At 62.3% G+C, this 19,792-nt stretch carries 18 protein-coding genes; 15 read left to right on the top strand and 3 right to left on the bottom strand.

Features of this window, described 5'->3' with window-relative positions; all coding sequences use genetic code 11:
- Position 1: 1 nt before the first annotated feature.
- The 7 genes from BM267_RS01810 to BM267_RS01780 all read left to right on the top strand — a co-directional run bounded on the left by BM267_RS01810 (position 2) and on the right by BM267_RS01780 (position 5,332).
- The gene (locus BM267_RS01810) at positions 2-1,135 is read left to right on the top strand and encodes a protein-glutamate methylesterase/protein-glutamine glutaminase (RefSeq protein ID WP_036993536.1); all 1,134 of its coding nucleotides are present in this window, start codon (positions 2-4) and stop codon (positions 1,133-1,135) included.
- Positions 1,135-1,875 (top strand): flagellar motor protein, encoded by a 741-nt coding sequence (locus BM267_RS01805; RefSeq protein ID WP_036993535.1) that lies wholly within the window; start codon positions 1,135-1,137, stop codon positions 1,873-1,875. The genes BM267_RS01810 and BM267_RS01805 overlap by 1 nt, the downstream gene beginning before the upstream one ends.
- A gap of 3 nt (positions 1,876-1,878) precedes the next feature.
- Entirely contained in the window at positions 1,879-2,754 is an 876-nt protein-coding gene (gene motD, locus BM267_RS01800) for a flagellar motor protein MotD (RefSeq protein ID WP_074778209.1), read from the top strand.
- Positions 2,755-2,785: 31 nt separating this feature from the next.
- Positions 2,786-3,580 (top strand): ParA family protein, encoded by a 795-nt coding sequence (locus BM267_RS01795; protein ID WP_036993534.1) that lies wholly within the window; start codon positions 2,786-2,788, stop codon positions 3,578-3,580.
- 106 nt (positions 3,581-3,686) lie between these two features.
- The gene (locus BM267_RS01790) at positions 3,687-4,364 is read left to right on the top strand and encodes a CheW domain-containing protein (RefSeq protein ID WP_074778211.1); all 678 of its coding nucleotides are present in this window, start codon (positions 3,687-3,689) and stop codon (positions 4,362-4,364) included.
- Positions 4,365-4,451: 87 nt separating this feature from the next.
- Positions 4,452-4,931, top strand: a complete 480-nt coding sequence (locus BM267_RS01785) for a chemotaxis protein CheW (RefSeq protein WP_036993533.1) — start codon at positions 4,452-4,454, stop codon at positions 4,929-4,931.
- A gap of 5 nt (positions 4,932-4,936) precedes the next feature.
- On the top strand, positions 4,937-5,332 hold the full coding sequence (locus tag BM267_RS01780) for a DUF2802 domain-containing protein (protein ID WP_074778213.1): 396 nt from the start codon (positions 4,937-4,939) through the stop codon (positions 5,330-5,332).
- Positions 5,333-5,404: 72 nt separating this feature from the next.
- Here the strand turns inward: BM267_RS01780 and BM267_RS01775 are convergent, their stop codons facing one another.
- From BM267_RS01775 to ubiG, 3 genes are read right to left on the bottom strand one after another with little or no spacing between them, the layout of a single operon-like run.
- Positions 5,405-6,148: a YciK family oxidoreductase gene (locus BM267_RS01775; protein ID WP_036993531.1), complete on the bottom strand. Its 744-nt coding sequence runs from the start codon at positions 6,146-6,148 to the stop codon at positions 5,405-5,407.
- Positions 6,141-6,821: an HAD family hydrolase gene (locus BM267_RS01770; protein ID WP_074778215.1), complete on the bottom strand. Its 681-nt coding sequence runs from the start codon at positions 6,819-6,821 to the stop codon at positions 6,141-6,143. The genes BM267_RS01775 and BM267_RS01770 overlap by 8 nt, the downstream gene beginning before the upstream one ends.
- Position 6,822: 1 nt before the next feature.
- Complete coding sequence (gene ubiG / locus BM267_RS01765) at positions 6,823-7,524, bottom strand: bifunctional 2-polyprenyl-6-hydroxyphenol methylase/3-demethylubiquinol 3-O-methyltransferase UbiG (RefSeq protein ID WP_036993582.1); 702 nt, start codon at positions 7,522-7,524, stop codon at positions 6,823-6,825.
- 213 nt (positions 7,525-7,737) lie between these two features.
- On the opposite strand from ubiG, the gene BM267_RS01760 reads away from it, so the two are divergent.
- The 8 genes from BM267_RS01760 to rpsA all read left to right on the top strand — a co-directional run bounded on the left by BM267_RS01760 (position 7,738) and on the right by rpsA (position 19,734).
- Entirely contained in the window at positions 7,738-8,748 is a 1,011-nt protein-coding gene (locus tag BM267_RS01760; RefSeq protein WP_074778217.1) for a s-methyl-5-thioribose-1-phosphate isomerase, read from the top strand.
- Positions 8,749-8,930: 182 nt separating this feature from the next.
- On the top strand, positions 8,931-11,564 hold the full coding sequence (gene gyrA, locus BM267_RS01755) for a DNA gyrase subunit A (RefSeq protein WP_074778219.1): 2,634 nt from the start codon (positions 8,931-8,933) through the stop codon (positions 11,562-11,564).
- An 8-nt stretch (positions 11,565-11,572) separates the two neighbouring features.
- Positions 11,573-12,658, top strand: coding sequence for a 3-phosphoserine/phosphohydroxythreonine transaminase (serC, locus tag BM267_RS01750; RefSeq protein ID WP_074778221.1), 1,086 nt, complete (start codon positions 11,573-11,575; stop codon positions 12,656-12,658).
- A gap of 5 nt (positions 12,659-12,663) precedes the next feature.
- Positions 12,664-13,761 carry a prephenate dehydratase gene (gene pheA / locus BM267_RS01745; RefSeq protein ID WP_036993522.1) on the top strand — a complete coding sequence of 366 codons (1,098 nt, stop codon included), beginning with the start codon at positions 12,664-12,666 and terminating at the stop codon, positions 13,759-13,761.
- Between the two features lie 87 nt (positions 13,762-13,848).
- Positions 13,849-14,961, top strand: coding sequence for a histidinol-phosphate transaminase (hisC, locus tag BM267_RS01740; RefSeq protein WP_074778223.1), 1,113 nt, complete (start codon positions 13,849-13,851; stop codon positions 14,959-14,961).
- A gap of 31 nt (positions 14,962-14,992) precedes the next feature.
- Entirely contained in the window at positions 14,993-17,203 is a 2,211-nt protein-coding gene (locus tag BM267_RS01735; protein WP_235818245.1) for a bifunctional prephenate dehydrogenase/3-phosphoshikimate 1-carboxyvinyltransferase, read from the top strand.
- A gap of 14 nt (positions 17,204-17,217) precedes the next feature.
- Positions 17,218-17,895 (top strand): (d)CMP kinase, encoded by a 678-nt coding sequence (gene cmk / locus BM267_RS01730; RefSeq protein WP_036993520.1) that lies wholly within the window; start codon positions 17,218-17,220, stop codon positions 17,893-17,895.
- A gap of 156 nt (positions 17,896-18,051) precedes the next feature.
- Entirely contained in the window at positions 18,052-19,734 is a 1,683-nt protein-coding gene (gene rpsA / locus BM267_RS01725; RefSeq protein ID WP_036993519.1) for a 30S ribosomal protein S1, read from the top strand.
- Positions 19,735-19,792 lie beyond the last annotated feature (58 nt).

Here is a 19,792-nt window from a genome sequence, read left to right as displayed (position 1 = left end):
TATGACCGTCAAGGTGCTGGTAGTGGATGACTCGGGGTTCTTTCGCCGCCGGGTCAAGGAGATACTCGAAGCCGACCCGCGGATCGAGGTAGTAGGCACCGCAACCAACGGCCAGGAGGCCGTGGAGCAGACGCTGGCGCTGCATCCGGACGTGATCACCATGGATTACGAGATGCCGGTCATGGATGGCATTACCGCGGTACGCCATATCATGCAGCGGCAGCCCACGCCGGTGGTGATGTTCTCGTCGCTGACCTACGAAGGCGCCCGGGTCAGTCTGGACGCCCTGGATGCCGGCGCCGCCGATTATCTGCCGAAGAATTTCGAGGATATCTCGCGCAATCCGGATAAAGTCCGCCAATTGCTGTGTGACCGGGTGCATGCACTGGCGCGCAGCAATCGCCGTTCGCTGGGTTTCTCCGCAGCACCCGCTAGCGCGCCTGCGCCAACCACAGCACCGGTCACGTCCTCTGCGGCTGTTTCATCATCTGCGGCCCGGGCACCGGCTCGCCCTTTGTCATCGCCTGCTCAGCCAGCGGCAGAGCCGTCCCGTCGCAGCGCTGCGCCGCGCAAGCGCAGCTACAAGCTGGTGGCGATCGGCACCTCCACCGGTGGTCCAGTGGCGCTGCAGAAAGTCCTGACTCAACTGCCGGCCGATTTCCCGGCGCCCTTGCTGCTGATTCAGCACATGCCGGGGACCTTCACCAAGGCTTTCGCCGAACGCCTGGACAAGTTGTGTCGCATCACCGTACGGGAAGCCGAAGACGGGGACACCCTGCGCCCGGGCCTGGCGCTGCTCGCGCCGGGCGGTAAGCAGATGATGCTCGATAGCCGCGGGGTGATCCGCATCCTGCCCGGTGATGAGCGGCTCAATTACAAGCCCAGTGTGGATGTGACCTTCGGTTCCGCGGCCAAGGTGCTGCAGAACCAGGTGCTGGGCATCATTCTCACCGGTATGGGTGCCGATGGCCGCGAAGGGGCCCGCATGTTGAAGCAGGCCGGCAGCAGCATCTGGGCCCAGGACGAAGCCAGTTGCGTGATCTACGGCATGCCAATGGCCGTGGCCAAGGCCAATCTGGCCGACGGCATTTATGATCTCGATGAGATCGGCCGCTACCTGACGGAGCTGGGCTGATGGATATCCTCAGTATCATCGGCGTCATCCTGGCCCTGGTTGCCATCATCGGTGGCAACCATCTGGAAGGCGGCCATATCAATGCACTGCTCAACGGGCCGGCGGCGCTGATCGTCATCGGCGGTACGCTTGGGGCGGCCTTCATCCAGACGCCGTTGCCGGCCTTCAAACGCGCCCTGGGGCTGGCCCACTGGGTGTTTGCCTCCCCTGATATCCCGCTGCGCGAGGGCATCGGCAAGGTGGTCAACTGGAGCAACACCGCGCGCAAAGACGGTTTGCTCGGCCTGGAAGCCATCGCCGAGATGGAATCCGACCTATTTGCTCGCAAGGGCCTGCAACTGCTGGCCGATGGCTGCGAGCCGGATACCCTGCGCAGCATTCTCGAAGTCGAGTTGGTCAGCCGGGAGAACAGTGACCTGCGGGCAGCCCGGGTGTACGAAAGCATGGGCGGTTATGCCCCGACCATCGGCATCATCGGCGCGGTGATGGGCTTGATCCACGTCATGGGCAATCTCGCCGATCCCTCGATGCTCGGTAGCGGTATCGCGGTGGCCTTTGTCGCCACCATCTATGGGGTGGCACTGGCCAACCTGTTCCTCCTGCCCGTCGCCAACAAGCTCAAGGCGGTCATTCTTGAGCAGTCCTGTTATCGGGAAATGCTGCTCGAAGGCCTGTTGTCCATCGCCGAAGGGGAAAATCCACGTTCCATCGAAATGAAGCTTGAAGGCTTCCTGGACTGAGCCATGCGCCGCCGCCGCGAAGAGGAGCACGTCAATAATGAGCGCTGGATGGTGTCCTATGCGGACTTCATTACCCTGCTGTTCGCCTTTTTCGTGGTGATGTATTCGATTTCCTCGGTCAATGAAGGCAAGTACAAGGTCCTCACGGAATCGCTGATCGGCGTGTTCAGCCAGGCACCGAAAACTGCCGAGCCGATCCAGATTGGTGAGCAGACGCCACGCACCCTGGCGCCGGTGCAGGAAGCGCCGCCGGCGTCGTCGCTGATGGGGGCCGGGGCTGACAGCGGCACCGGCGATGACCCGCTGGAGACCATTGCCGAGGCCATGCAGGCCGCCTTTGGTGAGCTGATCTCGGTGGGGGATCTGCAGATTCATGCCAACGAGCTGTGGATCGAGATCGAGCTGAATTCCGGTTTGCTGTTTCCCAGTGGCGACGCACTGCCACTGGATGGCGCCTTTGGGTTGATCGAGCGGATCGCTGGCATCCTGGCGCCCTATGACAATCCGGTGCATGTCGAAGGCTTTACCGACAACGTGCCGATCAAGTCGCAGGTCTATCCCACCAACTGGGAGCTGTCTGCGGCGCGGGCGGCGAGCGTGGTGCGGCTGCTCAGCGCCGGTGGTATCGGTGCTGGCCGGCTAGCAGCGGTCGGCTATGGCGAACACCGGCCGGTGGCCGATAACGCCACGGCGGCGGGGCGGCGCGCCAATCGCCGGGTGGTGTTGCTGGTCTCGCGCTATACCGAAACCCGGCACCAGCCGGCGACGGAAGGTGCGGCGGATTTGCAGAATATGCGTCAGGCCCGGGCCGAGAGTGCTGATGGCGGTCGGTCGATGGTCAATGCGGGTAACGGCAGCGGCATGCAGGGGATCAACTGATGCGGCAGCAAACGGTTAGGAGTACAGCGACATGAGAGTCTGGGCAGTAGCCAATCAGAAAGGCGGAGTGGGCAAGACCACTTCGGCGGTGGCCTTGGCCGGTCTGCTGGCGGACCAGGGCAAGCGCGTGCTGGTGGTGGACCTGGACCCCCATGGCTCGATGACCAGTTACTTCGGCCACGACCCGGACCGCCTTACCAGCAGCGTCTTCAACCTGTTCCAGCATCAGGGGCGGGTGCCCGAGGGGCTGGCAGCGGCATTGCTGCTGGATACCTCCCATGAGCACATCCGGCTACTGCCCTCGAGTACTGCGCTGGCAACGCTGGAACGGCAGTCGGCGGCCCAGGGCGGGTTTGGCCTGGTAATCTCCCGCGCCCTTGAGCAACTGCGTGGGGATTTCGATTTCGCGATCATCGACAGTCCGCCGCTGCTGGGTGTTTCCATGATCAACGCGCTGGCCGCCTGCGAGCAGCTGGTGATTCCGGTGCAGACCGAGTTCCTCGCCATGAAGGGGCTGGAGCGCATGGTCCATACCCTGAACATGGTCAACCGCTCGCGGCGCCAGGCGCTGCCGTACACCATCGTGCCCACGCTGTTCGACCGCCGTACCCAGGCCTCGCTGAGCACCCTGCGTACGCTGCGGCGCGATTATGCCGACCAGCTGTGGCAGGCTTACGTGCCGATTGACACCAAGCTGCGTGACGCGAGCCTGGCCGGTATCGTGCCGTCGCGCCTGGAAAACAATGCCCGCGGTGTGCTGGCCTACCGTGCGCTGTTGCGCTACCTGCTGGTACATGTAATGCCGAATTCGAGGGAGGTGGCCTGAGTGGCGGTGCAGCGCTGTTGGCTAATGCTCGGCGCCCCGCGGCCGATAACCTGATAGACCCGGCCGTGCCGGCTTCGCAGATTCGATTCGGAACCCCAGACGACAAATGAACAACCCATTGCCCGTACAGCATTATGTTCCCGAGCAGACCATCCAGTCCTATCTGGATGCGCTGTTGCAGGACGCCGCCATGGAGCTGGCGCTGGCTGAGCAGGCGCCTCAACCGGTGGCGGGGCCGGAGCCCATTGCACCTGGGCCGGCCATTGCCGCTGTGCCGGAACCGGTAAAGGCGCAGCCGCTGATCGAGCAGCCCGAGCCGGTTGCGCCTGCCGCTGCGGCCACGCCGGCCTGGCGTGAAGCGCCCTTCGAAGCCCTGTTGTTCGATGTCGGCGGTCTGACTCTGGCGGTGCCGCTGATTTCCCTGGGCAGCATTCATTCCCTGGATGGCCCGATCACGCCGCTGTTCGGCCAGCCGGATTGGTTTCTCGGCCTGTTGCCGACCCAGGCCGGCAACCTGAAGGTGCTGGATACCGCCCGCTGGATCATGCCGGAGCGTTACGCGCCGGAGCTGCGTGACACTCTGCGCTTCGTGATTTCCGTGCAGGGCCACGAGTGGGGCATGGCGGTGCATGGCGTGAGCCAGTCGATTCACCTGGACCCGGCTCAGGTGAAGTGGCGATCCGGGCAGGGCAAGCGGCCCTGGCTGGCGGGCACAGTAATCGATCAGATGTGCGCGCTGGTGGACGTGGAGGCGCTTGCCGAACTGATCACCGCTGGCAAATAGGCCGATGCGCGATTAGGATGAATCCCATAACTCCCTACCCAGCTGCAGAGCCTGGCAGGGAATCTACAAGGTTGAGAGCTGAACAAGATGAAAGACAATACCGCACAGCGCGCCGACGATCCGATTCTGCAGTGGGTGACCTTCCGCCTGGATAATGAAACCTACGGCATCAACGTGATGCAGGTGCAGGAAGTGCTGCGCCATTCCGAAATCGCTCCGGTCCCCGGTGCACCGTCTTATGTGCTCGGTATCATCAACCTGCGGGGCAACGTAGTGACGGTCATCGACACTCGCCAACGCTTTGGTCTGGTGTCGGCGCCGGTCACCGACCAGACCCGTATCGTCATCATCGAGGCGGATCGCCAGGTGATCGGCATCCTGGTCGATAGTGTGGCGGAAGTGGTTTACCTGCGTCAGTCGGAGATCGAGACCGCACCGAACGTCGGCACCGACGAGTCGGCCAAGTTCATTCAAGGCGTCAGCAACAAGAACGACGAACTGCTCATTCTGGTCGATCTGGAAAAGATGATGACCGAGGATGAGTGGGCCGAACTGCAGGATATCTGAGCCATATGGAAGAGCGCTCGCTGCTGCTGTTGGCTGGATTGCTGCTGGGTCTGTTGGTCGCCGCGCTGGTGGCTTCGGTCCTGGCGGTCCGGCGGCTGGGGCAGCGACAGTTTGAGCTGAAGGCCGCGACCGAGGTCCGGTTGGATAAGCTCAATCAGCGGCTGGCTGAATACCAGCAGAGCCATATTCGTATGGGTGAAGAGCTGATCAGCCTGCGCAACAAGCTATCTCAGTTGGAAAACAAGCAGCAGCGGCTGGAACAGCAGGACATGCACACCATGCCCTACAATCAGGCCAGCCGCCTGGTCGGCATGGGCGCCAGCCTTGACGACCTCATGCAATCCTGCGGCCTGACCCGCAGCGAAGCCGAATTGATGCTCAAGCTGCACGGCAACAAATAAGACTTTACCGCTGTCATGATTCTGCACACGCCCCGCTAGGGGCGCGGCAAATGTGCAAAGACGGCCTCTCGGTTACCCCCGCGCATCCAGCGCCTGGCCATTCACACCTTTGCTATCCGGTCCGAGCAGATACAGGAAAACCGGCATGATATCCGCAGGCTCCGGGTTCTTCTCCGGCTCCTCGGCGGGGTAGGCGGCTTTGCGCATGGCGGTGCGGGTGGCGCCGGGGTTGACGCTGTTGACGCGGATCTCGCTAGTGCCGTCCTGTTCGTCGGCCATTACCTGCATCAGACCCTCGACAGCGAACTTGGTGACCGCGTAGGGCCCCCAGTAGGCCCGCGCCTTGCGGCCAACGGTGGAAGACAGGAAGACCACCGAGGCATCGGGTGCGGCGCGCAGCAGGGGGAACATCGCCTTGCTCAGGAAGAAGGGCGCGTTGACGTTGACCTGCATGAGCTCCAGCCAGGCTTCGTGCTTGACGCTCTCGATCAGCGTTCGCGGGCCGAGCTGAGCGGCGTTGTGTACCAGGCCGTCGAGCTTTCCGAAGGTGTCGAATAACTGGTCGGCCAGATCGTTGTAATCCTTCTCCACGGCGGTTTCCAGATTCAGCGGGCAGATCGCTGGCTGCGGGTGGCCTGCGGCCTCGATCTCATCGTATACGGCTTCCAGTTTGCTCAGGGTGCGGCCGAGCAGCACCACGGTGGCACCGTGGGCGGCGCAGCTCAGCGCACAGGCCCGGCCGATGCCGTCGCCGGCACCGGTCACCAGTATCACTCGTCCTTGCAGCAGGTCAGCGGGGGCGCGGTAGTCAAACATGGCAAAACTCCTTGGTCCGTTGCTGCTCCAGCCAGGGGCGCAGAGCAGCGGCATTCTCGATACTGTAACTGGCATTCCAGTGTTGCGGATCATCGCCCGCTGGCAGGTAACCGTAAAGGGCGGCAACGGTGCGCATGCCGGCAGCCTGACCCGCTTGGATATCGCGCAGATGATCGCCCACGAAGACGCTGCGTGCAGGGTCCACGCCCATCTCGGCGCAAGCCTTGAGCAAGGGTTCCGGGTGTGGCTTGCCGTGCGTGACCTGGTCCGGGCAGACCAGGCTGGCGCAGCGCTTGCTCAGGCCGACAGCTTCCAGCAGCGGGATGCTGAAGCAGCTCATCTTGTTGGTCACCACGCCCCAGGGCAGCCCCTCGGCATCCAGCCAGTCGAGCAGCTCGGGAACGCCAGGAAAAGGACGGGTGTGCACCGCCAGCTGACGTTGATAGCGCTCGAGAAAGTCGTCGCGCAAGCCAGCGAAGTTGGGGTGTTCTGGGGTGATGGAGAAGGCTGCGCAGAGCATGCCGGCTGACCCATCGGACACCGTCGAGCGAATCAGGTGCAGCGGCGATTCCGGCAGGCCACGATCCTGGCGCATGCTGTGGATGATCGCCAGAAAATCATCGGCAGTGTCCAGCAGGGTGCCATCCAGGTCGAACAGAACGCTGTCCAGCATCTCAGACTCCGCGCTGGCAGTGGATCATGTAATTGACGTCCACATCGTTGGCCAGCTTGTAGTGACGCAGCAGCGGGTTGTAGGTCAGGCCGATAATGTCCTGCATATCCAGCCCCGCGTCGCGGGACCAGCGGCCCAGCTCGGCCGGACGGATGAACTTGGCATATTCGTGGGTGCCGCGCGGCAGCATGCGCAGCAGGTACTCCGCACCGACGATGGCGAATGCGAAGGACTTGGGGTTACGGTTGATGGTCGAGAAGAACACATGGCCGCCGGGCTTGACCAGGGCGGCACAGGCGCGGATCACCGAGGCGGGGTCCGGGACGTGCTCAAGCATCTCCATGCAGGTCACCACGTCGAAACGGCCCGGGTGCAGTTCGGCCATTTCTTCGGCAGTGCACTGCTGGTATTCCACTTCCACACCGGATTCGAGCTGGTGCAGGCGGGCCACGGATAGCGGCGCCTCACCCATGTCGATGCCGGTGACGCGGGCGCCGCGCTGGGCCATGGCCTCGGCGAGAATGCCGCCGCCGCAGCCGACGTCCAGCACTTCCTTGCCAGCCAGCGCGGCTTTCTCATCGATCCAGTTGGTACGCAGCGGGTTGATCTCATGCAGCGGCTTGAATTCGCTTTCGCGATCCCACCAGCGGCTGGCCAGGGCTTCGAATTTGGCGATTTCCGCCCGGTCGACATTCAGCGTCATCATGATCCCCTCGTTGAATCTGCCTGGCCCCGTTCGGGGGCAGGCGTTCAGTGTGTTCACAAGGGGCTGGCTGCCCCCTTCGTCCATCGTATGGCTGGCAGTATACCCTCTGGCTTTTGCAGCGGGCAGCGACATTTGTTCACGGGGCGAGGTCGCCCTGCAGTCATTCAGTGCGCCCCCGGGTATAATGACGTTTTCCCGCTGGAGTCGTTCATGCAGTTTCAACCCCAAAGTGCCGACCAGCGCGGCGTCCAGGCCCTGGAGTGGTGCGGTGACAGCCTGCGCATTCTTGATCAGCGATACCTGCCTGAAGAAACTCTCTGGATCGAGTGCCGTGATGCCGTGTCGGTGGCCGAAGCGATTCGCGATGGCGTGCTGCAGGGTGCGGCTTCCGTGGGCATCGCCGCGGCCTATGGCATCGCTCTGGCAGCCAGGCATATCGGCCAGGCCGCGGACTGGCCGCAGACGCTGAGCGCAGACTTCGCCCTGCTCGCGGCGGCGCGGCCGTCGGCTGAGCACCTCGGCTGGGCTCTGCGGATGCTGCAGGATCGACTGCGCCGGCCGCTGGGCGTGGCGGCAGATGTGCCGGCGCTGCTGGCCGAGGCAGCGATCGCCATCCATACCAGTGACGACGAAGCCAACCGCGCCATGGCCAAGCTGGGCGCGCAAGTGATCCGCCGGCATGATCGCCAGCCCCAGGCATTGCTCACCTTTGGTCACGGTAGCGCCCTGGGCGTTATCCGGGCTGCCCATGACGCTGGCCTGGTTTCCCGGGTGGACGTCTGTGCGAGCTATCCGGGCAACGCCGGCGCGATTCCTCATCTGGAACTGAGCCAGAACGATCTGCCCGCGGTGCTGCATGCTGATGCCGCTGTCGCGCATCTGATGAAAGTCGCGAATCCGAGTTGGGTAGTGGTGGGCGCCGAGCGGATCGCCGGCAACGGCGACGTGGTCAATACCATCGGTACCTACGGCCTGGCGGTGCTGGCCATGCATCACGGTTTGCGTTTCATGGTGGTCGCCTCCAGTGCCAGTATCGATCTGGAATTGGAGACGGCCGACGATATCGAGCTTGGCGATGTATTGGCAGGGCAGGGCGGGCAGCCGCTGTTCGATGTTACGCCGGCCGATCTGATTGATGTGATCGTCACGGAAAAGGGTATCGTCGAGCGCCCTGATCAGGCCAGGCTGGCCGGATTGCTGAGCCCGCGACGGCTGCACTGAGCCGTTGCCCGGGTCTGCCGGGCAGGCGGTGTGAACTGGCGCTCAGGAAGGTGCGCTATCTCCCGCCGGATTCAGCAGTGTGGTATCATTCCGGGCTTTGATCCGGCACCAAGCCGGGCCCGTTCCGCGCTGCGTGCGCATTGGCACCATCAGGTCGCCAACAATAAAAGGAATGCCGTTTCATGGGTGAGCTGGCCAGAGAAATTCTTCCAGTCAATATCGAAGACGAGCTGAAGCAATCGTACCTTGACTACGCCATGAGCGTGATCGTCGGGCGGGCACTGCCTGACGTGCGCGACGGCCTCAAGCCGGTGCACCGTCGCGTCCTGTTCGCCATGAGCGAACTGAACAACGATTGGAACAAACCATACAAGAAGTCCGCCCGTGTGGTCGGTGACGTCATCGGTAAATACCACCCCCATGGCGACTCGGCGGTATATGACACCATCGTCCGCATGGCCCAGCCGTTCTCCCTGCGCTACCTGCTGGTCGACGGCCAGGGTAACTTCGGTTCGGTCGATGGCGACAGCGCCGCGGCGATGCGTTACACCGAAATCCGCATGACCAAGCTGGCCCACGAACTGCTGGCCGACCTGGACAAGGAAACCGTGGACTGGGTACCCAACTATGACGGCACCGAACAGATCCCCGAGGTGCTGCCGACCCGGGTACCCAACCTGCTGGTCAACGGCTCCAGCGGTATCGCCGTGGGCATGGCGACCAATATCCCGCCGCACAACCTGACTGAAGTCATCAACGGTTGTCTGGCGGTGATCGCCAATCCGGATATCTCCATCGAAGAGTTGATGGAGCACATCCCCGGTCCCGATTTCCCCACTGCCGGCATCATCAACGGCCGTGCGGGTATCGTCGAAGCCTACAAGACCGGCCGCGGCCGGATCTACGTGCGCGCCCGCTGCGAAATCGAGGACATCGACAAGGTCGGCGGTCGCCAGCAGATCATCATCAATGAGCTGCCCTACCAGGTGAACAAGGCGAAGCTGATCGAGCGCATCGCCGAGCTGGTCAAGGAAAAGAAACTCGAAGGCATCAGCGAGCTGCGCGACGAGTCCGACAAGGACGGCATGCGCGTCGTGATCGAGTTGCGCCGGGGCGAGGTGGCTGAGGTCATCCTCAACAACCTGTACGCCCAGACCCAGATGCAGAACGTGTTCGGCATCAACGTGGTCGGCCTGCTGGATGGTCAGCCGCGCATCCTCAATCTGAAGGAACTGCTCGACGCCTTCATCCGCCACCGCCGCGAAGTGGTGACCCGTCGTACCGTCTACGAGCTGCGCAAGGCGCGGGAGCGTGGCCATATTCTCGAAGGTCAGGCGGTCGCCCTGTCGAACATCGACCCGGTGATCGCCCTGATCAAGGCATCGCCATCCCCGGCCGAAGCCCGTGAGCGCCTGCTGGCCGAAGCCTGGGAGCCGGGCGCGGTGGTCGAGATGGTCGAGCGTGCCGGTGCGGATGCCTGCCGTCCCGATGAGCTGCCTGAGCAGTACGGCCTGCGTGACGGTCGCTACTATCTATCGCCGGAACAGGCCCAGGCCATTCTGGACCTGCGTCTGCACCGCCTGACCGGTCTGGAGCACGAGAAGCTGCTGACCGAATATCAGGAGATCCTCACGCAGATCGGTGAGCTGCTGCGCATTCTCAACAGCGAACAGCGCCTGATGGAGGTCATCGTCGAGGAGCTGGAGGCAATCAGAACCAACTTTGGCGATGCACGGCGTACCGAGATTCTCAACTCGCGCCTGGATCTGAGTGTGGCTGATCTGATTACCGAAGAAGATCGCGTGGTGACCATCTCCCATGGCGGTTATGCCAAGAGTCAGCCGCTCTCTGATTACAATGCCCAGCGTCGAGGAGGGCGAGGCAAGGCCGCCACGGGCGTCAAGGATGAGGATTACGTCTCGCACCTGCTGGTCGCCAACAGCCACACCACGCTGATGCTGTTCTCCAGCAAGGGCAAGGTGTACTGGCTGAAGACCTACGAGATTCCGGAAGCCTCGCGTACTGCCCGTGGTCGTCCGCTGGTCAACCTGCTGCCGCTGGATGAGGGTGAGTACATCACCACCATGCTGCCGGTCGAGGAATATACCGAAGGCTGGTTCATCTTCATGGCGACCGCCAACGGCACCGTGAAGAAGACCCCGTTGCCGCAGTTCAGCCGTCAGCGCAGCGTCGGTCTGATCGCGCTGGATCTGGACGAGGGCGATACCCTGATCAGCGCCGCGCTGACCGATGGCAACAAGCAGATCATGCTGTTCTCCGATGGCGGCAAGGTTACCCGCTTCAATGAAACCGACGTGCGTGCCATGGGCCGTACTGCCCGCGGTGTTCGGGGCATGCGCCTGGCCGAAGGTCAGCGCCTGGTCTCCATGTTGATTGCCGAGGACGGCACCGAGATTCTCACCGCCTCCGAGCACGGCTACGGCAAGCGCACGCCGGTGGAAGACTTCCCGCAGTACAAGCGTGGCGGTCAGGGCGTGATCGCCATGGTCACCAACGACCGCAACGGCCCGTTGATCGGCGCCGTGCAGGTGGTCGATGGCGAAGAGATCATGCTGATCTCCGACCAGGGTACCCTGGTGCGCACCCGCGTAGCGGAAGTGTCCAGCCTGTCGCGCAACACTCAGGGTGTGACCCTGATCAAGTTGGCCAATGGCGAGAAGCTGGTCGGCCTGGAGCGCGTGCAGGAGCCGTCCGATGAGGAAGGCGAGGGCGACCTGGGCGAAGATAGTGATGTTGGCGAGACCGATGTCGGCGCGGCTGAAGAAGGCGCCGGAACCACTGGCGATCAAGAGTAGAGGTTAAGGTGAGCAAGCGACTGTTCAATTTCTGTGCGGGACCGGCAGCCTTGCCGGAAGCAGTATTGCAGACAGCCAGGGATGAGCTGACCGACTGGCACGGCAAGGGCCTGTCAGTCATGGAAATGAGTCACCGCAGTGACGAGTTCGTCAGCATCGCCGAGCAGGCCGAGCAGGATCTGCGTGACCTGTTGAGCATCCCGTCGGACTACAAGGTACTGTTCCTGCAGGGCGGTGCCAGCCAGCAGTTCGCCCAGATTCCGCTGAACCTGCTTGGTGAAGATGGCAGTGCCGACTACATCGACACCGGCATCTGGTCGCGCAAGGCCATTGAAGAGGCGTCCCGCTACGGCCACATCAATGTCGCTGCGTCCGCCAGGGAATACGACTATTTCGCCATTCCCGGCCAGAACGAATGGCAGTTGTCTGCCGATGCGGCCTATGTTCACTACACGCCCAACGAGACCATTGGCGGGGTGGAATTCAACTGGATTCCCGAGGTGGGTGACAAGCCGCTGGTGGCGGACGTGTCGTCCGATATCCTGTCGCGCCCGTTGGATGTGTCGCGCTTCGGCCTGCTTTACGCCGGCGCGCAGAAGAACATCGGTCCCAGCGGCCTGACCGTCGTCATCGTTCGTGACGACCTGCTGGGCAAGGCCCACAGCAAGTGCCCGACCATGCTCGACTACAGTGTCGCGGCACAGAACGGCTCCATGTACAACACGCCGCCGACCTTCGCCTGGTACCTGTCCGGTCTGGTGTTCCAGTGGCTCAAGGCCCAGGGCGGTGTCGAAGCCATGGAACGCATCAATGGCGCCAAGCAGCGCAAGCTGTACGCAGCCATCGACGGTAGCGAGCTGTACAGCAACCCGATCAATATTGCCGACCGCTCGTGGATGAACATTCCCTTCCGTCTGGCCGACGACCGCCTGGACAAGCCATTCCTGGTCGGGGCCGAGGAGCGCGGTCTGCTCAACCTGAAAGGTCACCGCTCGGTGGGCGGCATGCGTGCCTCCATCTACAACGCGGTACCGGAAGCGGCAGTGGATGCGCTGGTGGCCTATATGGCCGAATTCGAAAAACAGCACGGTTGAATGACATGTCAGACGAAGCGCAACTCTCTGCTCTGCGTAACCGGATCGACTCGCTCGACGAAAAGTTGCTGGAACTGATCAGCGAGCGAGCCCGCTGCGCCCAGACGGTAGCCGAGGTCAAGCAGAAGACCCTGACCGAAGGCGAAAAGCCGGTGTTCTACCGGCCCGAGCGGGAAGCCTGGGTGCTCAAGCACATCATGGAGCTGAACAAAGGGCCACTGGACAACGAAGAAGTGGCGCGCCTGTTCCGCGAGATCATGTCTGCCTGCCTGGCGCTGGAGGAGCCCTTGCGGGTGGCCTACCTGGGGCCGGAGGGCACCTTTACCCAGGCCGCGGCGCTCAAGCATTTCGGCCATTCGGTGCGCAGCATACCCATGGCGGCGATCGACGAGATCTTCCGCGAAGTGGCGGCCGGGGCGGTGCATTTCGGTGTGGTACCGGTGGAGAACTCCACCGAGGGGGCGATCAACCATACCCTCGACAGTTTCCTCGAGCATGATCTGGTGATCTGCGGTGAAGTAGAGCTGCGCATCCACCATCATCTGCTGGTGGGCGAAAACACCCGTACCGACAAGATTTCCCGGGTCTACTCCCACGCCCAATCCCTGGCCCAGTGCCGCAAGTGGTTGGATGCCCATTACCCCAATGTCGAGCGGGTGGCCGTGGCGAGTAACGCCGAGGCGGCGCGCCGGGTCAAGGGTGAGTGGAACTCGGCGGCGATTGCCGGCGACATCGCCGGCGAGCTGTATGGCCTGACCTGTATTGCCGAGAAGATCGAGGACCGCCCGGACAACTCCACGCGCTTTCTCATGATCGGCAACCAGGAAGTCCCGCCGACCGGCGACGACAAGACCTCCATCATCGTCTCGATGAACAACCGTCCGGGCGTGCTGCATCATCTGTTGCAGCCGTTCCATGACAACGGCATCGACCTGACCCGCATCGAAACCCGGCCTTCACGCAGCGGCAAATGGACCTATGTATTCTTCATCGATTTCTTCGGTCACCAGCACGATCCGCTGATCCGCGATGCGCTGGAGAAGATTCGTGAGGAATCCGTGGCGCTGAAGATCCTGGGGTCCTATCCGAAGGCGGTACTTTAACCGTAGCGGCAAGCTACCGGCGGCAAGCTGCACGCGGTTTGGCAGAGGGTTGCTCGGAGCTTGCGGCTTGTAGCTTGAGGCTTTGTCATGAGTTGCGATTTCCTCGGTCTGGCGCTGCCAGGCGTGCAAGAACTGTCCCCCTATGTACCCGGCAAGCCGGTGGAAGAGCTGGCCCGGGAGTTCGGCCTCGATCCCGCCGAGATCATCAAGCTGGCCAGCAACGAAAACCCCCTCGGCCCGGCGCCTATGGCGCTGAAGGCGATCCAGGAAGCCCTGCCGGAGCTGACCCGCTATCCTGATGGCAACGGCTTTGCCCTCAAACAGGCAGTGTCCCGGCGTTTCGGTTTCGACTTGTCGATGATCACCCTGGGTAACGGCTCCAACGACGTGCTCGAATTGCTGGCCCGGGCGTTTCTCGCACCGGGTAGTGAAGTCGTGTTCAGTCAGCATGCCTTTGCTGTCTATCCCATTGTCACCCAGGCAGTGGGCGCAACCGCGGTGCAGGTGCCGGCCCGTGAATGGGGTCATGACCTGGAAGCCATGGCTGCGGCCATCACTCCTGCCACCCGGCTGGTGTTCATCGCCAACCCGAACAACCCGACGGGCACCTGGATCGAGCGCGCCGAGTTCGAAGCCTTCATGGCACAGGTGCCGGAGCAGGTATTGGTGGTGCTGGACGAGGCCTACACTGAATACGTGACCGCCGATGATGCGCTCAACGGCTTCGACTTCATTGATCGCTGTCCCAACCTGATCGTCACCCGCACTTTCTCCAAGGCCTACGGCCTGGCGTCGCTGCGCGTGGGTTACGCCATCAGCCATCCGCAGGTCGCCGATGTGCTGAACCGGGTGCGGCAACCCTTCAACGTCAACAGCCTGGCATTGGCTGCTGCTGCGGCCAGTCTGGAAGATACCGCCTATCTGGCCGAAAGCCGCCGTGCCAACCGCGAAGGCATGCTGCAGCTTGAGCAGGGGTTCCGTGAGCTGGGCCTGGGCTGGATATCTTCACGCGGCAACTTCATCGCCGTGGACCTGGGCCGCGAGGCTGCACCTGTCTATCAGGGGCTGCTGCGGGAGGGCGTCATCGTCCGCCCGGTAGCAGGCTATGGCATGCCCAATCATTTGCGGGTGTCCATCGGCTTGCCGCAGGAAAACAAGCGCTTCCTTGATGCTCTGGCCCGGGTTCTGAACGGTGAATGACAGCGTCATGACGACGTCATCTGCCGAGCCGATAATCGGTCGTCTGGCGGTGATCGGTCTGGGTCTGATCGGCGGTTCCTTTGCCAAGGGCATGCGCGAGTCCGGTCTGTGCCGTGAAGTGGTGGGCTGTGATCGCGACCCGGCCACGCTGCGCCAGGCCGTGCCCCTGGGTGTGGTCGACTTCATCACCGATGACCTGGCCAGCGCGGTACAGGGCGCCGATCTGATCATGCTGGCGGTACCGGTGCTGGCCATGGAGCAGGTGCTGGGCCAGCTGGCCCAGCTGGAATTGGGCCAGGCAGTGATCACCGACGCCGGAAGTACCAAGAACGTTGTGGTCGATGCCGTGCGCGGGGCCTTTGGTTATCTACTGCCACAGTTCGTGCCCGGACATCCGATTGCCGGGTCCGAGCGGAGCGGGGTGGAAGCAGCCGATGCACTGCTGTTCCGCAACCACAAGGTGATACTGACGCCGCTGGCCGAGACCAGCGAGGCCGCGTTGACACTGGTGCGCCGGAGCTGGAGGGCGCTGGGCGCGGATGTCGAGGATATGCCGCTGGCGGACCACGATGAGGTGCTGGCAGCGACCAGCCACCTGCCGCATCTGCTGGCCTTTTCGCTGGTCGACACCCTGGCCTCACGCAGCGAAAACCTGGAGATATTCCGCTATGCTGCCGGTGGTTTTCGAGATTTCACCCGGATCGCTGCCAGCGATCCGGTCATGTGGCGGGATGTGTTCCTGGCCAACCGCGACGCGGTTCTGCGCAGCCTGGACAACTTCACCCACGATTTAAGCCGCTTGCGCGCAGCGGTCGAGGACGGGGATGCCAACGCCCTGTTGGGGGTATTCACCCGAGCCCGATCCGCACGCGAGCATTTCAGCAAGATTTTGGCCCGCAGGGCATATATGGAACCCATGCAGACTCAATCAATCAATTTCATCGCCAATCCCGGCGCCAGCGTACAGGGTCGTATCCGCGTTCCGGGTGACAAGTCCATCTCCCATCGCTCGATCATGCTCGGCTCCATTGCCGAAGGCGTGACCGAGGTCGAGGGTTTCCTGGAAGGCGAGGACAGTCTTGCCACCCTGCAGGCATTCCGCGACATGGGCGTCGTCATCGAAGGGCCACACCATGGACGGGTCACCATCCAGGGTGTCGGCCTGCACGGTCTGCAGGCCCCACCCGGGCCGATCTATGTCGGTAATTCGGGAACCTCCATGCGGCTGCTGGCGGGCCTGCTGGCCGGGCAGAACTTCACCACCGAACTGACCGGTGATGCTTCCCTGAGCAAGCGCCCCATGGGTCGTGTTGCCAATCCCCTGCGGGAGATGGGGGCAAGCATCGATACTGCCGCCGAGGGTCGTCCGCCGCTGCTGATCAATGGCGCCCAGAGCCAGCTCAAGGGGATGGACTATGTCATGCCCATGGCCAGCGCCCAGGTCAAATCCTGCCTGCTGCTGGCTGGTCTCTATGCCGAGGGCAAGACCTCCGTTACCGAGCCGGCGCCGACCCGTGACCACACCGAGCGCATGCTCAGGGGCTTCGGCTACCCGGTGCAGGTCAAGGGCGCCACCGCGACCGTTGAATCCGGCCACAAGCTGACCGGCGGCAAGATCGACGTGCCGGCGGATATCTCCTCGGCAGCCTTCTTCATGGTTGCGGCCAGCATCGCCGAAGGCTCGGACCTGACCCTGGAGCATGTGGGCATCAATCCGACCCGCATCGGCGTGATCAATATCCTGCGGGCCATGGGCGGTGATATCACCCTGAGCAACGAACGCGAAGTGGGTGGCGAGCCGGTCGCCGATATCCGGGTGCGTTACGCCGGCCTCAAGGGTATCGAGATCCCCTTGGACCAGGTGCCTCTGGCGATCGACGAATTCCCGGCGCTGTTCATTGCCGCGGCCTGTGCCGAAGGGCGCACCGTGTTGCGCGGCGCTGAAGAGCTGCGGGTCAAGGAATCCGACCGCATCCAGGTCATGGCCGATGGTCTGCAACTGCTGGGTATCAAGGCCGAGCCGACTCCCGATGGCATCATCATCGATGGCGGCGTGATGGGCAGTGCGACCGTTGACAGCCACATGGACCACCGCATCGCCATGTCCTTCGCCATCGCCTCGCTGCGCGCCACCGGCGAGATTCGCATCACTGACTGCATCCATGTCGCCACCTCGTTCCCCGGCTTCCTCGATCTGGCGCGCTCGGTGGGCATCAATATCCGCCAGGAGGACAACGCGTGACTGCTGACACAGACATGGCGCCCGTCATCACCATCGACGGGCCGGGAGGCTCCGGCAAGGGCACTCTCACCGGCATGCTGGCCGCCCGGCTGGGCTGGAATCTGCTGGACTCCGGTGCACTGTATCGGGTGCTGGCCTTCGCCGCCGGCAATCACGGGGTGGATCTTGCCGATGAGCAGACCCTGACCAGCCTGGCAGCCCATCTGGACGTGCGGTTCCTGGCCGAAGAAGGCCAGGAGCAGCGCATCATTCTCGAAGGCGAGGATGTTACCCGGGGTATTCGCACCGAAACGGCCGGCGCCGGCGCATCCCGTGTGGCTTCCCTGCCAGCCGTTCGTCAGGCGCTGCTGGGCCGTCAGCAGGCCTTTCGCGAGGCGCCCGGGCTGGTCGCCGATGGCCGCGATATGGGTACTGTGGTGTTTCCCGATGCCCAACTGAAGATATTTCTGACCGCCAGCCCGGAAATCCGTGCTGAACGCCGTTACCGGCAGTTGCTCGAAAAGGGCGAAACTGCTAGTCTTGCGGGTCTTCTCGATGAAATAAATGCCAGGGACGAGCGGGATATGAACCGCAGCATCGCGCCATTGCGGCCAGCTGAGGATGCCATCCTGATCGATTCTTCGCATATGAGCATCGAAAAAGTACTTGAAGCAGTGCAGACGGAAGCGCGCAAGCGCAACCTGCTGGACTGATCAGGCGAGTCCTTGACCGGGTAATCAGCACTACCGGAAAAGGTATCAATATAATCAACCCACGCAAGCTGGTGGCGTGGCGGGCAAGTTGGCTGCAGGGCACGCGTTTGAGCGGCCAGGCGGTTACTGCCTTATTACACTTTTACAGGAATCCAAATGAGCGAAAGCTTTGCCGAACTTTTTGAAGAAAGCCTGAAAACCCTTGATATGGAGCCAGGCTCCATCATCACCGGTATCGTTGTGGACATCGACTCTGACTGGGTCACCGTTCACGCCGGCCTGAAATCCGAGGGTGTCATTCCGCGCGAGCAGTTCCTGAACGATCAGGGCGAACTGACCATCAGCGTGGGTGATGAGGTACACGTTGCACTGGACGCCGTCGAAGACGGTTTCGGTGAAACCAAACTGTCCCGTGAGAAGGCCAAGCGCGCCGAATCCTGGAAAGTCCTCGAAGCAGCTTTCGCCGCAGAAGAAATCGTCAAGGGTGTCATCAACGGCAAGGTCAAAGGTGGCTTTACCGTCGACGTCAACACCATTCGTGCGTTCCTGCCGGGTTCCCTGGTCGACGTCCGTCCGGTCCGCGACACCGCGCACCTGGAAGGCAAGGAACTGGAATTCAAGGTCATCAAGCTCGACCAGAAGCGCAACAACGTTGTCGTTTCCCGTCGCGCCGTTCTCGAAGCCGAGAACAGTGCCGAGCGCGAAGCCCTGCTGGAAACCCTGCAGGAAGGCCAGGTTGTCAAAGGTATCGTCAAGAACCTCACCGACTACGGTGCGTTCGTTGACCTGGGCGGCGTAGATGGTCTGCTGCACATCACCGACATGGCCTGGAAGCGCATCAAGCATCCGTCCGAAATCGTCAACGTTGGCGATGAGATCGACGTCAAAGTGCTGAAGTTCGACCGCGAGCGCAACCGCGTTTCCCTGGGTCTGAAGCAGCTGGGCGAAGATCCATGGGTTGCCATCACCGGTCGCTATCCGGAAGGCACTCGTGTCAACGCCAAGGTCACCAACCTCACCGACTACGGCTGCTTCGCCGAGCTGGAAGAGGGTGTTGAAGGCCTGGTTCACGTTTCCGAAATGGATTGGACCAACAAGAACATCCATCCTTCCAAGGTCGTTCAGGTTGGCGACGAAGTGGAAGTCATGGTTCTGGATATCGACGAAGATCGTCGTCGTATCTCCCTGGGCATCAAGCAGTGCAAGATGAACCCGTGGGAAGAGTTCTCCAGCAAGTTCAACAAGGGCGACAAGATCTCCGGCTCCATCAAGTCGATCACCGATTTCGGTATCTTCATTGGTCTGGACGGCGGCATCGATGGTCTGGTTCACCTGTCCGATATCTCCTGGAACGAAGTCGGCGAAGAAGCCGTACGTCGCTTCAAGAAGGGCGACGAGATCGAAACCGTCATCCTGTCGGTCGATCCGGAGCGCGAGCGCATCTCCCTGGGTATCAAGCAGCTGGAAGACGATCCGTTCTCCAACTTCGTATCCCTGAACGAGAAAGGCACCATCGTTACCGGTACCGTCAAGGAAGTTGACGCCAAGGGCGCGGTAATCACCCTGGTCGAAGACATCGAAGGTACTCTGAAGGCCTCCGAAATCAGCCGTGACCGCGTTGAAGATGCGCGCAACGTGCTGAACGTCGGCGACGAAGTCGAAGCCAAGATCATCAGCGTTGACCGCAAGAGCCGTGTCATCAGCCTGTCGATCAAGGCCAAGGACGTTGAAGACGAGAAAGAAGCCATCCAGGACCTGCGCAAGCAGGAAATGCTGGCTGCCGGTCCGACCACCATTGGTGATCTGATCAAGCAACAGATGGAAAACAAGGGCAACTGATTGCCAGTGTGATCCATTGAAAAAGGGCGACTTCGGTCGCCCTTTTTTGTGCTCGCTG

This window comes from Halopseudomonas bauzanensis (genome assembly GCF_900114735.1).
In the GTDB taxonomy this organism is placed as follows: domain Bacteria; phylum Pseudomonadota; class Gammaproteobacteria; order Pseudomonadales; family Pseudomonadaceae; genus Halopseudomonas; species Halopseudomonas bauzanensis.
This window is presented reverse-complemented; position numbering and strand designations above follow the sequence as displayed.

Bases quoted from the DNA above. Each gene is read 5' to 3' on its own strand.
- BM267_RS01785 (WP_036993533.1), top strand. From the start codon at position 4,452: ATGAAAGACAATACCGCACAGCGCGCCGACGATCCGATTCTGCAGTGG.
- BM267_RS01795 (WP_036993534.1), top strand. From the start codon at position 2,786: ATGAGAGTCTGGGCAGTAGCCAATCAGAAAGGCGGAGTGGGCAAGACC.
- BM267_RS01770 (WP_074778215.1), bottom strand. From the start codon at position 6,821: ATGCTGGACAGCGTTCTGTTCGACCTGGATGGCACCCTGCTGGACACT.
- gyrA (WP_074778219.1), top strand. From the start codon at position 8,931: ATGGGTGAGCTGGCCAGAGAAATTCTTCCAGTCAATATCGAAGACGAG.
- ubiG (WP_036993582.1), bottom strand. From the start codon at position 7,524: ATGACGCTGAATGTCGACCGGGCGGAAATCGCCAAATTCGAAGCCCTG.
- BM267_RS01780 (WP_074778213.1), top strand. From the start codon at position 4,937: ATGGAAGAGCGCTCGCTGCTGCTGTTGGCTGGATTGCTGCTGGGTCTG.
- cmk (WP_036993520.1), top strand. From the start codon at position 17,218: ATGGCGCCCGTCATCACCATCGACGGGCCGGGAGGCTCCGGCAAGGGC.
- BM267_RS01805 (WP_036993535.1), top strand. From the start codon at position 1,135: ATGGATATCCTCAGTATCATCGGCGTCATCCTGGCCCTGGTTGCCATC.
- rpsA (WP_036993519.1), top strand. From the start codon at position 18,052: ATGAGCGAAAGCTTTGCCGAACTTTTTGAAGAAAGCCTGAAAACCCTT.
- BM267_RS01810 (WP_036993536.1), top strand. From the start codon at position 2: ATGACCGTCAAGGTGCTGGTAGTGGATGACTCGGGGTTCTTTCGCCGC.
- BM267_RS01775 (WP_036993531.1), bottom strand. From the start codon at position 6,148: ATGTTTGACTACCGCGCCCCCGCTGACCTGCTGCAAGGACGAGTGATA.
- motD (WP_074778209.1), top strand. From the start codon at position 1,879: ATGCGCCGCCGCCGCGAAGAGGAGCACGTCAATAATGAGCGCTGGATG.
- hisC (WP_074778223.1), top strand. From the start codon at position 13,849: ATGAGTTGCGATTTCCTCGGTCTGGCGCTGCCAGGCGTGCAAGAACTG.
- BM267_RS01760 (WP_074778217.1), top strand. From the start codon at position 7,738: ATGCAGTTTCAACCCCAAAGTGCCGACCAGCGCGGCGTCCAGGCCCTG.
- BM267_RS01790 (WP_074778211.1), top strand. From the start codon at position 3,687: ATGAACAACCCATTGCCCGTACAGCATTATGTTCCCGAGCAGACCATC.
- pheA (WP_036993522.1), top strand. From the start codon at position 12,664: ATGTCAGACGAAGCGCAACTCTCTGCTCTGCGTAACCGGATCGACTCG.